The following is a 12,907-nucleotide window of genomic DNA, read 5'->3' as shown; positions in this document are numbered from 1 at the left end:
CGGGGAACAACTGTATTCCCTGCCTGTTTTGCCAATCGATAGCCATCACCCGTTGAGCCCGTCTTTGGATAAGAAACGCCACCGGTCGCTACTACAACCCAATCTGCTCGCAAACAACTTCCGTCCTGCAAACATACTCCTTTGCACGCATTCTCTTCTATCAACAGCGCCTTTGCCCCGCAGTAAACAATTTTTGCGCCATCTGCCCATCGCAACAGTGCATCCAAAATGTCTTGTGCACGATCGCTTTGAGGAAACACACGACGTCCTCGCTCTGTTTTCAATGGCACGTCGAGCTCCTTTTCGAACAGATCCATTAAAAAAAAAGGAGAAAAAGCCGTAAGTGAAGAATAAAGAAACCGTGAATTTCGACGCACATGTTTCAGAAACTCTGCTGGCTCACAGGCATTGGTTAAATTGCATCGACCTTTTCCGGTAACAAGAATTTTACGTCCCGGCTTGGGCATGTGCTCTAAGATAGTGACTTTGTGTCCTGCACGTACTGCTGCACCCGCACAAAACAAACCCGAAGCGCCGGCTCCTATGATTAAAACGTTTGCCAAAACTTCCTCCTCAAAAACAACGTCCAAACAGACTTTCAGACGATACTCTCTCATTCCCGGAAATAACGATATCTGTCATACGATCTCACGCAGTCTATTTTACCAATAACCTTCTCAAAACACATCCGATAAAAAGCGCAAATCCAAAGTCGACATCATTATATCGAAAAATCCTTTTACAGGCAACCAAGTCACCATTCAGTAGATTTTTTATCTTTTTTGTATTTTTTCAACGCTTTCGACTAAATATCTCTGGTGTCTAAATGTCAAATCGACCAACAGAGTCAAATAGCGAAGAACAATGGCCAAAATCAAAAACACACCAAAAAAGCCAAGGGTCAATACCAACATTGTTGTTGTCCAACCCTCAATAGGTTTTCCGCCACCCAAATAAATCACAAGCGTATATACAAACTCAAGCAATGTTGCAAATAGCATCAACCCGGCAATCCCACAGGAAAGCTTATACCCTGCATTTGTATACAAAACCAAAGAATCAACAGCCAACGAAAAGCGTAATGACTCATTCACATCCCTCATATGGGGAATGCTTTCTTCTCTCATTGCGTAAGCTTTTAATCCACTGGCTGCATAGGCAGCCTTTCGATATGCAGGTGTAGGAGAAATAGCATGTACCCGATTAATTGCCCTACGACTTAAAACACGAAATACATCTGTTTGAATCGGATATCTAGACCCAGAACTGGCATTGAAAACCTTATAAAAGAAACTACTGGATAGATTGCGATTGCTTTTGGGCCCCACAGAAACAATATCATAGCCGGACAGCGCCTTTTGATAAGCTTCAAAAATCAAATTGGGGTCATAATCAATCTCGAGTGAATCAAATTCAAACAAAAAATCACCGATTGCTAGATCGACACCCGCATTCATCGCCAATTCCACACCTTGGCGCACACTCATCGTCACAATGGTAACTGGAATGGTTTGTGCATTCTGATCCACGAAAGAACGAACATTTTCTACGCTTTTATCGCGACAACAATCATCCACCAGAATAATCTCATATTGAAAAAAGTGCGTACGCATCACGCCATCCACTTTTTTCAAAAAGTCCTGTACACAATGCTCGCCATCATGTAAATATCCGATTACAGAGACAAAATTCGCTTCTTTTCTTTTCTCATTTTCCACCTTCATAGCACCTCATCCAAATCGTAAACTGTATTAATCTTTCCGGACAGGACACTAACGAACATCGGCGCACGATGCATTACGCGAATAACGGTTGGTCGTGAATCATCGATTTCGCTGGCCTTTAGGATTGGTTTCATGCTAAACAAACTACTACGGTAATGGAATCCATACATTTCTTTTAAATATGTGCGTGCCAATTGCCCCATATAAGGCCAAGCGGAAGCCGGCTTATATGGACATTCATTGCAATTAGAAAGACGCTCCGGTTGGCAACAATCACCACTATGCGCCTGGCATGCAAAGGTCGGCAAAACTGTATAACTAGTAACATGTGGAGTAAACGTTACACTGGTAAGGCTGTGAAATCCTGTTTTTCCAAAAGGCATAATAGAGAAAAACGGGCCATCCATTACTGTGATCCCCACATCCTTTAACGGAACATCTACATCGCATAAAATGATTTCACACAGTTCGTACTTAATCTTAAAGGGTTCATATCCCATTATTTCATGAATGCCGTTCACTCCTGCATAGGTTGCGTTTAAAATATAAGGCGTTTCATAAACGGACCCATCGGAGGCCAACACTTGCCATACGTCGCCCCCCTGTTCTATCCGAGTCGGTCTTGTAGAAAAATGGATTTTAACATTTTTCATACTGGAAAGGCGTTCTAGATAATATTGCTTAAGCACCTGTGCATCGTAAGTATATTCTCGAGTTAAAAAAGCGCCATCGCACATTCCCTTACGAAAAAATTTTTCTGGCTGTACCTCTTCACAAAAAATTCCCGCCGCCTTACAAAATCGTCTGAATTCTTCCGCATTTGTCCAACTAAAGTGAGTACTCGTTGCATAAATTTGCTGAAAAGACGTATGTTCACAAAAAGAAAAATCTCGGTGGAATCGTTCAAAATAATGCGCAGACTTGATTGCTGTAGAGTAACTCCTCGGATAATGGTAGCCCATATGAACGCGTGCCTGATTAATATAGGTGGCTCTCATAAATGCTTGGCTATCGCACTCTAGAACAACGATATTTTCTCCACGCGCACCACATTTTTCGGCTGCATATAACCCATAGAGCCCCGCACCGAAAATGACCTTATCGCATTTCATTTACTGTTTCTCCCCCGTTGCCGGGCACGTACATTCCCCGGAAATTGTTAAACAAAATCTTAAGCAAATCAATATTTCCGCGCATTCCTTTTATTTTTGTAGGCGTCTTTTCTCCTTTGGGATACACACGTGCAACCGGCACCTCGCATGCACGCAGCCCCAATTGCGTTGCACGAACAGAAAGATACGCCAGAAGCTCATACCCCGAAAAGATATCCCGAAGAGGTTGAACGTCCGGATGGGTCAAATATTTTCGAGAATAGGCACGAAATGCATTGGTCGTATCTGTAAAGTGAAAGCGCGCAGTCAAACTGATGACTGGGGCATGAATGAGCCGCACCGCCAGCCATCTTTGCCACGGTGTATTGACCGCACGTCCTCCTGAAATAAAACGGCTGCCCTGTACCAAATCGTATCCCGCCAACAATTTTTCTATAAACAAAGGAATGCTTTCCACCGAATCCTTATTGTTGCCGTCTACTGTAATGACTCCCTCATATCCGCGTTCCAACGCAAAGCTAATTCCCATTCGCAATTGGGCTCCCTGTTTTCCAACATCTTGTTTTACAAGCAGAGTATTCACTCCCATTTTGCGAAGCAATTCCAAATCCATGCTTCCATCATTCGACCCGCCATCACACAAAATAATATCTGCTTTTTCACATATTCCTGCCTGCTTGGCTCTACCAAGTTCCGCGTGGATACGCTCCCCTTCGTTAATAATCGGAATCAACACACAAAAAGCGGACGACTTGGGTGAGAACTCCGTTTTCATATAAGTCGGAACCCCTATCCTACCTTCTACCCTCGTCACGCAAACACCTCCGCCACTTCATTTAGCACACGCTCTACCACCGAAAACTCCTGTGTCTTCATCTCTACAGAAACAAACCCTGTATATCCCGCTTTGTAAAGTCCTTGCGCCAAACAATGATGAACTTGTCTTACATGTATAGGTGCAAGCTCTGGTTCACTGATGTGAATATGATTCACTTGATCTAAATGTTCAAAAAGCACATCTAACGACTCCTCATTGGTCAATAACGTGCCCAAATCATAATTCACTTTTAAGCCTGGCACTTTCGATGCAAAATCAAACGCCTCTCTACTGTGGTTGCAAAAGTTCGTTCCATAAACCTCAGGATTTGCCTCAAGGGCAATTCTTGTCCCCCACTGGCATGCATAAGCTGCGATATCAGCAAAAAATCCAAGCGCTTGCTCCTGAGTCTCCCCACATCTCATCTTCCTCTGACGCGGATTTCCAAAAACAAGATTGGAACATTGCAAAGCCGCAGCAAAATCCACAGCCTTTTTTGTATATTCCCATAAGTGCTGAGCGTCTTTTGGTTCGAAAATATTTCCGCTCTTTCCATACCATATACTCTGCATAGAAGAAATACGCAAGCCATATCGTTCATATAACATTCTGGCCTTTTCACAAGCCGCATCACGTTTTTCATAAGGCCGCATTCCCACCAAACGTGTAGGTGCAATTTCCAAACCCGTATATCCAAGTTTTTGCAACAATGACCATACTCTCTCGTCATCCGCCTCAAAAAAACCGATATTGGAAACGGAAAGGGCTAATCTTTTCCTTTTTACGGCCATCATCATTGCACTCCTCATTGTTCTATCAAATTAATCGTTTTCTGTTCTCATTGCAGCTCTTTCTCTGTCGACAAAAGCCGCGATTTGTCTGAGTACTGCTTCTTTATCATAACAGTAACCATCTTTTCCGCCCTCAAAACAACCTGCATATTTGCTACGCATGTCATAATATGCCGGGGGCTGCGCACACTCGTTGCAAAAGCTTTTTCCATCTGTCAAATATGCGTATAATTCCGAAACACGCAATGGCTCAACACTTAAATTCAGCAACGGCAGGCCTTCCATCAGTCCAAAAGAAATGTCCTTCCATAGACACGCCAAATCGTAAAATTGATAGCTGGAACGGCTGTCTGTAAAACAAAGTGCATTAAAATCATTTTTTGCAAACCAATTTTCCAATTCTATTTTTTTATTGGCCGGCGCAACCTGCTTCCAAAAACCATTTCCCTGAGATTCGTAACATTGTGCCACCAAATCACTTTCCTGTGAAAGTTTCCGGTACATCGTGTCGTTTAACATAGAAGGAGTTCGATGCAAGAAATCATAAATAAAATTCTTTTTCAAACCGATTCCAAACAGTCCCGGCAAACGAAGGATCAACGCGTCCGGGCACTGCAATCTTACAATTTGTTCAAGTCTCGCTCTATTGCGTCCATAGGCCTGTGGCTGATCCAAATCTCCCGGAGTATCTTCATCTGCCCCCAATGGATTTGCATATACATCTACTGTACTGATTAAAACCAATTTGCGTGGATTTATTTTTTGTATATTTCGGCAGGCATTTTCGGCTACCTGCCAATCCTTTTCTGGATCCTGATTGGAAAGATATTTAGCCGCTGGCATACCTGCATAAACCAACAAATCCGGAGAAGAACCAAAGGCTTGTTGCACGTTTGTTGAATGATACATCTCATCAAAAGAGTATTGTGCAGCCAAATTACCGCCTACAAAACCTGTCGAACCCACCAGTACTGTTTTCAAGCCAACTTCCCCTTCATCCAAATAATTTTACTCATTATATCATGCTCCAAAAACAGTTGTAAATGGAGCTGCAAAAGAGGAAGGCGATATTCGCCTTCCTCTCATCATCGATACTGTTCTTCCAAAGTTTTGGCCAATGCGATTAAAGCCGGTTGTGTATTCACCGCAGGCGCTTTGATAATCGCATCCAAAAGCCCACGCACTACACGGCCAACTTTCTCTTTGGAGACACCCGCTGCAACTAGCTCGGCCGGAGTAACTGCCAAGTGCCGCACGAGATACGGCTCTCTGCTTTCACGTAATTGCTCAAAGAGCTCAATTTGTCCTTGCCAGCGTTCATCATGCAGCAAAAATGTTTTAGCCGCCGACTCATAATCCACTTCTGGCAAAGTACTCAGAAGGCGCTTAAGCTCTTGCACATCTTGAGGAAGTGTTCTCGTAGCGGCAAGCCTGTCCAACGCCACAAGTGCCTCTGCAAAGCGTTGCGAAAAGCCCAACCGTTCACAGACGAACCGATAATTCGCATTGCAAAGGCGCAAAAATGACCACCAACGACTCTCCATTGTGCAGGGAACATTCTGAAGTTCGTGAAGGCAAGAAATACTATTCACAATTCCATAGGACGCAAGAGCACCAGCCGCAATCAACGGGTCCAAGGCCTCCGGCATATCTGAAAGCAATAAATTTTGAACACTTTCCCGCAACACAGACGCGGGCAAACGATTTAGCAATGGTACGCTTTTCAAGGCCGCCGCATAGGTATTCACCTCTATTGTACATCCTTGCGCAGCACAAGCCGTAAACAAAGCAAGAATGCGGGACGGTTCCTCCTGATAATACCGTTCCAGCGAAGGTACTACACATTGAAGTACTCCGTCTTTCAAAATATAGTTTTGTTCTACGCCTTCTGCGGTCATGCTTTCCAACTCCTTTGACATATCTTGGCTATTCTAAGTGCATTATACCAAAAATTTTCTTCAATTGTTTATTTTATGCAAAAAAAATTATATAATATCTGATAAGAGGTGAATGACCTATGAACGCATTTGACAGCACTTTGCTGGACGGAAAAACAAAACTGCATTTTGTTGGAATCGGCGGAAGTGGAATGTTCCCCCTAGTGCAAATTCTGCACGAGGTTGGATATGAGATCACTGGATCCGATGTAAACGAAGGAGACATCATTGAGCGGGAACGCAAACTCGGCATTCCCATTTTTATGGGACACAAGGCAGAAAACGTGCACGGAACCGAGTTGGTAGTTTATAGCGCAGCGATCATGAAAGGAAACCCCGAAGTGGAAGAAGCCCGTCGGCTTGGAATTCCCACGGTCGAACGCAGCATTATGTTGGGGTATGTGGCCAACACCTATCCTCATCCTTTATGCATCGCTGGCACCCATGGCAAAACAACCACTACCGCTATGACGACTCAAATTATGGTTATGGCCGGAACAGATCCCGCAGCCGTTATTGGCGGAAAGCTTCCGTTGATTGATGCTTATGGACGCTACGGAGCTGGAAAAGAAATTGTTGTAGAGGCGTGTGAATACAGCAACACCTTTTTACACTTAGTTCCCTACCTTTCGGTCATTTTGAATGTAGATGCGGACCATTTGGAGTTTTTCAAGACCATGGAAAACCTAAAAGCTTCGTTCCGAAAATTCGCTTTGTTGACGACCAACACTGTGGTAGCCAATATTGATGATGCCAATACCGTAGAAGTGATTGGTAGTATCGATCGGCACGTGACTACCATTAGTACGCGGCAACCGGCCGACTACCGTGCTGTGAATATAAAAGAATATCGCCCCTCTTTCTTCTGCTTTGATTTGCAAGTCCATGGCATCAAAGGGGTACACATCGAATTGAATGTTCCTGGTGAGCACAATGTATACAACGCTCTGGCTGCCTTTGCCTGCGCCAGTGCCGCAGGCTGCACACCGGAGCAATGCGCTGCAGGAATTGCTGCATTTCGCGGTGCTGGACGCCGATTTGAATTTTTGGGTGAAAACAACGGTGTGACCATTGCAGACGATTATGCGCATCATCCCACGGAATTGGAAGCCACCTTGCAGGCGGCTATGGAAATGAAATATAAACATGTATGGGCCGTTTTCCAGCCTTTTACCTACACGCGCACACAAATGCTCTTAGACGATTTTGCCCGTGTTCTGTCTGTTGCGGATCATGTCGTTATGACAGAAATCATGGGCAGCCGCGAACGCGCGGAAGATTACACCATCCGAACCAAAGATCTGGCCGCCAAAATTCCCGGCAGTGTCTGGTTCAATACTTTCGATGAGGTAGTGGACTACGTAATGCGTAATGCCCAGCCTGGTGATCTTGTTATTACTTTGGGCTGTGGTGACATTTACAAAGCTGCGAAAAAAATGATGGCATGGAAGCCAGAATAAAATGAAAAAAGGACGCTCTGAAACGAGCGTCCTTTTTATTCTATCTACTTTCCAAACCGAAACTAATTCCCAATGCCGCATCTACTTTATGTTGTGCCTCTACATCGATGCGTCCGGCCCTCTCGCGCAAACGCCGCTTATCCAGTGTACGAATTTGCTCCAGTAGCACAACACTGTCTTTGGTCAGCCCGCCTGTTCCTGCTTTTAATCCGATATGTGTAGGCAGATTTGTTTTGTCCTGTTTTGAAGTGATAGCAGCAGCAATCACTGTGGGGCTGTATCGATTTCCCACATCGTTTTGAACGATAAGTACGGGACGGATACCGCCTTGCTCCGATCCTACTACTGGGCTCAGATCTGCGTAAAAAACCTCTCCGCGTTTAACTTCTTTTTCCAAAACAAAACCCTCCCTTTGCCTTTAGTTTGGCAAAAAGAGGGTTCTTTTAAACACAAAATGAAAAACTTTCCTTTGCGGATGTTATACTTTTTTTTCGCCCAACGCCTTTTCTAACCAAATGCTTCCAATTTCCAATGCGCTCCACAGACCATACTTGTCACTCTGCCGAGCCATCCGCTCAATCGGGCTTTTCGTCGTGTCCGTAGAAAGCAGTGTCACATGAATACGATCCGCAATTCGAACACCATTTTCCTCTTTACTGGTCAAAACCTGCATAAAAATCACATACGGATCTGCCAGGTTCCCATAATAAATATCGTTTTTGCAACGAACCAAAGGTTTTCCTTTATAAGTCAATTTAGGGGTAAATGCCATGAGAAGGTTCTCCTTTTCTGTGGGCGCAGTTTACTCGCCCAAGTAATTTTTCAGCAACACCTGCAGTAAATCGTCGCGGTCAATACGGCGAATATTTGCCCTAGCGCCCTGATAGGTTGTAATATAGGTGGGATCTTCCGAGAGAATATATCCCACAAGCTGATTGATTGGATTGTATCCTTTTTCCTTCAGTGCACGATACACATCCGTTAAAATAGCCTTTATCTCTTTATCCTTGTCATCGTAAATCGAGAAAATGGCGGTAGGCTCACTCATACTCTCTGTCCCTCCTCGAACAAAATATTCCTGCATATTATTGTATCCTAAAATCCATTTTCATGCAAGAGGATGGACATAAAAAGCCTTTTTCCGTCCTCAAGGACAAAAAACACCGCGCAAATGCGCGGTGTTTTTTGTAAGGTTCTGTCTAAATCAGCTACGCAGCACAACATCAATCTCCATTAGGCTCTTGAGTACTTTGTGAACAATGTTGTCCGTTTCTTCATCTGTAAGCGTGCGATCCGATGCACGCAACACCAAATTGTATGCGAGACTCTTTTTCCCCTCTGCCATATGTTCGCCGGTATAAACGTCAAACAAAGTCAAGCTTTCCAAAAGTTTTCCTGCTGCTTTTTCAATACGATCCGCTATTTCTGCCGCCGGTACGGACAAATCTGCCACCAGAGCTAAATCTCGTGTCGTAGCAGGGTGCTTGGGTAGCGGGCGGAACATCGCAGTACCGCCGCGATTTTCAAATAAAACATCCATATTCAGTTCCGCAGCAACTACTCTTGGTTTCACTCCATAGTTGGCCAAAACCGTGGGGTGTAATTCGCCAATCACGCCCAGTTTTTGATCACCCACATAAATGTCCGCACAGCGTCCGGGGTGATAGGTGGTTCCCGCGGCATTTCGCACGTAATGTACTTTCTCAACGCCAGCAGTCTCCAGCCATTTTTCCACTACACCCTTCAGAGCCAAATAGTCATAATCCTGCCCATAACACGCCAGCACAACGCTTTCCACCTCGTCCGGCAATTCGTCGGGGCCTCCGTGAGGCAAATACACTGTAGCATCTTCGAAAACCGCACACTCTGTCGCACGCGCATTGTAGTTACGGGCTACTACGTCCATCACACTGGGCAACGCCGTAGTGCGCATAATGCTAGTGTCCTCACCCAATGGATTCGAGATTACGACCGCATTCCGCAGAGGATCGTTTTCAGGCAAATTGATGGCATCAAAAGCCTTTCTGCTGAAAAATGAGAATGTTTCCACTTCGTACAAGCCATATCCAACCAATGTATTCAGCATTTTTTCGCGGAATGACTGACGCTCTGTAGGACGCGCACTGGCCACGCCGGTCATGATTGTGGACGGCATTTTGTTGTATCCCACATACCGTGCTACTTCCTCGGCGATATCACAGTCGCGTTCCACATCCCACCGATCAGACGGAACCACTACATAGTCGCCATCCATGGTAAAACCGAGCGGAAGCAAAATATCGATCATCTGCTGTTTTTCCAATTGAGTTCCCAACAGCTTGTTTACCATCTCCGGGCGCAACAGGACCTTGCGTTCCTCGCGTTTTTGAGTCCAGACATCCACTACGCCGTTGACTACATCGCCTGCATCCAAAAGCTGTACCAGCTCAAGCGCGCGATTCAAACAACGCAAACAGCCATTGGGATCCAGACCTTTTTCATAACGGCCGGATGCCTCGGTCCGCATGCCGAGTTTTTTGGCTGTAGTGCGCACAGACGGGCCATTAAACATGGCGCTTTCAAATACAATCGTTGTCGTGTCCTCGTAGACACCGGAAAATTCTCCGCCCATTACGCCTGCAACTGCAATTGGACCTTTTTCATCTGCAATAACCAGCATCTCCGGGCTGAGAGAACGTTCCACTCCATCCAGAGTTTCAATCTCCTCCCCCGGATGGGCGTTGCGCACTGTAATATGACCGCCGTTTACATATTTGTAGTCAAAACAATGCATGGGCTGACCATACTCAAGCATGACATAGTTGGTAATGTCCACTAAGTTATTGATGGGGCGCACACCACACAGGCGCAACCGCTCACGCATCCAGCGGGGCGATGGTTTTACACGTACATTCTCCACAACCGCACCCACATAACGGTAACATAAATCCGGATTCTCAATTTCCACTTTGAGGAAATCATTCACATCCCCATGTCCGGGCTTCACTTGCGGAACATGATCCAAAAACGGCACGCCAAAAGTAGCGGCAGTCTCTCGTCCTAACCCGCGTACACTCAAACAATCTGGACGGTTGGGTGTAATTTCAAAATCGACGCTTACGTCATCCAACCCCAGTGCCTTCACAATGGGCGTTCCCACGGGCCATTCTTCATCCAGCACCATGATACCGTCCTCGATGGCATTGGGGAAATCGTGTGTAGTCAACCCCAACTCGGACAGACTGCACAGCATGCCATTCGACGCAACGCCACGCAATTTTCCCTTGCGAATTTCTTTTCCGCCGGGCAAAAGACTTTTGTGCAATGCAGCAGGAACTAGATCTCCTACCTTCAGATTTCCTGCGCCGGTAACGATCTGCACCGGCTCTTCCTGTCCCACGTCTACCTGGCAAACCACCATATGATCCGAGTCCGGATGCGGTACAATGGATAGAATTTTTCCCACAACCACATTTTGAATCTGATCAGCTTCGCATTCATAGGTTTCCACCTTGCTGCCGCTCATCGTCATACGCTCGGCATACTCGTGAGGAGTACACTCGAACTTGGCGAATTCTTTCGCCCATCCTAATGGCATTTTCATGTTGTGTTCCTCCTCAACTCAAAATTGTTTCAAAAAACGCAAATCATTTTCATATAACAAACGCATGTCATCAATGCCATAGCGCATCATAACAATGCGCTCCAGGCCTACGCCAAACGCAAAACCGGAATAAACTTCCGGATCAATGCCACAGTTTTCGAGCACTTTTGGGTGCACCATGCCGCAACCAAGAATTTCGATCCAGCCCTCGCCTTTGCACAGACTGCATCCTTTGCCACCGCATTTGAAACAGCTCATATCCATCTCAGCGCTGGGCTCAGTGTATGGAAAATGATGGGGACGGAACCGAACACGAATGCCCTCGCCATACAACTTTTTAATGAACATTTCCAGCGTTCCCTTTAAATCACTAAAGGTGATATTCTTATCCACTACCAGGCCTTCAATCTGATGGAAAATTGGTGAATGCGTAGCGTCCACCGCATCAGAACGATACACGCGTCCCGGACAAATAATGCGAATGGGCGGTTTCTGATTTTCCATCGTGCGAATCTGCACAGGACTGGTTTGCGTACGCAAAAGCACGTTCTCCGTGATATAAAAAGTATCCTGTGTATCACGCGCCGGATGGCTTTTGGGCATGTTCAGCATTTCAAAGTTGTAGTGATCCAATTCCACCTCAGGGCCGGATACTACATCAAATCCCATTCCAAGGAAAATCTCCTTCAATTCGCCCAAGACCTGCTCAAACGGATGACGATTTCCCTGCACAGGACGTTTGCCCGGCAGTGTCACGTCAATTTCCTCTTGTGCCAAACGCGCTTTTAACGCCGCATGTTCCAATTCTTTGGTGCGGGTCGCAATATCCGCAGTAATCGCCTCGCGCACCTCGTTCGCCAAAGCTCCTACCACAGGACGCTCCTCCGGGCTAAGCTTACCCATCTGTTTTAAAATAGCAGTCAGCTCGCCCTTTTTTCCAAGGAAGCGAACGCGCAGTTCTTCTACCTGAGCGGTACTTTCCGCCTGCGCGATCAACGTATCTGCTGTGGCCTTGATATTTTGCAGTGCCTCTTTCAACGTTCTTTCTCCTTTACTGTGAAATTTTGGGACGAAAAAAGGCTTCGTCCCTTGCCTTTAGACAGGGACGAAGCCTGAAAGCTCCGCGGTACCACCCATATTTTTGCCGTACGATTGTACAAGAGCAAACACTCTTTCGCCCGATAACGGCGGCCACCGTCCCCACCTACCAGCTACTCGCCTTCAGCAGGACCGCTCAAAAGTGAACTTCCACACGCTCTTCTGTCAGGTATTTTCAGCCCATTGATACCTTTCTCTTGAGACATTGTCTCGTGTGTACTCTCTTTGTCATAGCGTTTTAGCATATTATACCGTTCATTTACCGAAAATTCAAGTCCTTGACTGGATTTTGAAGCAAAAAAACAGTATACTGAAAACTAGGAATCCCAAGAGAGGAGAATGGAAATGATTGCTGGCATCGGCTTGGATACCACACGCATTTCCC

The 12,907-nt window shown here is 45.6% G+C and carries 13 protein-coding genes and 1 other annotated feature; of the genes, 1 reads left to right on the top strand and 12 read right to left on the bottom strand.

The features are described 5' to 3' along the window. From AB5H98_RS10075 to AB5H98_RS10045, 7 genes are all read right to left on the bottom strand, one after another. The coding region (locus AB5H98_RS10075) for an NAD(P)/FAD-dependent oxidoreductase (protein ID WP_367925772.1) at positions 1 to 563 on the bottom strand (563 nt) is incomplete at its 3' end. A gap of 210 nt (positions 564 to 773) precedes the next feature. After that, complete coding sequence (locus AB5H98_RS10070; RefSeq protein ID WP_367925771.1) at positions 774 to 1,724, bottom strand: glycosyltransferase; 951 nt, start codon at positions 1,722 to 1,724, stop codon at positions 774 to 776. After that, positions 1,721 to 2,836 carry an FAD-dependent oxidoreductase gene (locus tag AB5H98_RS10065; RefSeq protein ID WP_367925770.1) on the bottom strand — a complete coding sequence of 372 codons (1,116 nt, stop codon included), beginning with the start codon at positions 2,834 to 2,836 and terminating at the stop codon, positions 1,721 to 1,723. The genes AB5H98_RS10070 and AB5H98_RS10065 overlap by 4 nt, the downstream gene beginning before the upstream one ends. Beyond that, on the bottom strand, positions 2,823 to 3,611 hold the full coding sequence (locus AB5H98_RS10060) for a glycosyltransferase family 2 protein (RefSeq protein ID WP_367925769.1): 789 nt from the start codon (positions 3,609 to 3,611) through the stop codon (positions 2,823 to 2,825). The genes AB5H98_RS10065 and AB5H98_RS10060 overlap by 14 nt, the downstream gene beginning before the upstream one ends. A gap of 35 nt (positions 3,612 to 3,646) precedes the next feature. Then, complete coding sequence (locus AB5H98_RS10055) at positions 3,647 to 4,444, bottom strand: sugar phosphate isomerase/epimerase family protein (protein ID WP_367925773.1); 798 nt, start codon at positions 4,442 to 4,444, stop codon at positions 3,647 to 3,649. Positions 4,445 to 4,474: 30 nt separating this feature from the next. Beyond that, positions 4,475 to 5,425 (bottom strand): NAD-dependent epimerase/dehydratase family protein, encoded by a 951-nt coding sequence (locus tag AB5H98_RS10050; protein WP_367925768.1) that lies wholly within the window; start codon positions 5,423 to 5,425, stop codon positions 4,475 to 4,477. Between the two features lie 104 nt (positions 5,426 to 5,529). Beyond that, positions 5,530 to 6,342, bottom strand: a complete 813-nt coding sequence (locus tag AB5H98_RS10045; protein ID WP_367925767.1) for a hypothetical protein — start codon at positions 6,340 to 6,342, stop codon at positions 5,530 to 5,532. A gap of 119 nt (positions 6,343 to 6,461) precedes the next feature. Between AB5H98_RS10045 and murC the strand changes: the two genes are divergently transcribed. Next, positions 6,462 to 7,841, top strand: coding sequence for a UDP-N-acetylmuramate--L-alanine ligase (gene murC, locus AB5H98_RS10040; protein WP_367925766.1), 1,380 nt, complete (start codon positions 6,462 to 6,464; stop codon positions 7,839 to 7,841). 40 nt (positions 7,842 to 7,881) lie between these two features. On the opposite strand, the gene AB5H98_RS10035 is transcribed toward murC, so the two are convergent. From AB5H98_RS10035 to pheS, 5 genes are all read right to left on the bottom strand, one after another. Next, positions 7,882 to 8,238 (bottom strand): type II toxin-antitoxin system PemK/MazF family toxin, encoded by a 357-nt coding sequence (locus AB5H98_RS10035; protein WP_367925765.1) that lies wholly within the window; start codon positions 8,236 to 8,238, stop codon positions 7,882 to 7,884. 81 nt (positions 8,239 to 8,319) lie between these two features. Beyond that, a complete protein-coding gene (locus AB5H98_RS10030; RefSeq protein WP_367925764.1) occupies positions 8,320 to 8,613 on the bottom strand; it encodes a hypothetical protein in 294 nt (97 codons plus the stop codon). 30 nt (positions 8,614 to 8,643) lie between these two features. Beyond that, positions 8,644 to 8,889 carry an IreB family regulatory phosphoprotein gene (locus tag AB5H98_RS10025; RefSeq protein ID WP_349215038.1) on the bottom strand — a complete coding sequence of 82 codons (246 nt, stop codon included), beginning with the start codon at positions 8,887 to 8,889 and terminating at the stop codon, positions 8,644 to 8,646. A gap of 156 nt (positions 8,890 to 9,045) precedes the next feature. Continuing rightward, positions 9,046 to 11,424 carry a phenylalanine--tRNA ligase subunit beta gene (pheT, locus tag AB5H98_RS10020; RefSeq protein WP_367925763.1) on the bottom strand — a complete coding sequence of 793 codons (2,379 nt, stop codon included), beginning with the start codon at positions 11,422 to 11,424 and terminating at the stop codon, positions 9,046 to 9,048. Between the two features lie 18 nt (positions 11,425 to 11,442). Continuing rightward, positions 11,443 to 12,462, bottom strand: a complete 1,020-nt coding sequence (pheS, locus tag AB5H98_RS10015; RefSeq protein ID WP_367925762.1) for a phenylalanine--tRNA ligase subunit alpha — start codon at positions 12,460 to 12,462, stop codon at positions 11,443 to 11,445. A gap of 60 nt (positions 12,463 to 12,522) precedes the next feature. Continuing rightward, positions 12,523 to 12,763: a binding site (T-box leader), on the bottom strand. Positions 12,764 to 12,907: the final 144 nt, after the last annotated feature.

This window comes from uncultured Ruthenibacterium sp. (genome assembly GCF_963558415.1).
Lineage (GTDB): Bacteria > Bacillota > Clostridia > Oscillospirales > Ruminococcaceae > Ruthenibacterium.
This window is presented reverse-complemented; position numbering and strand designations above follow the sequence as displayed.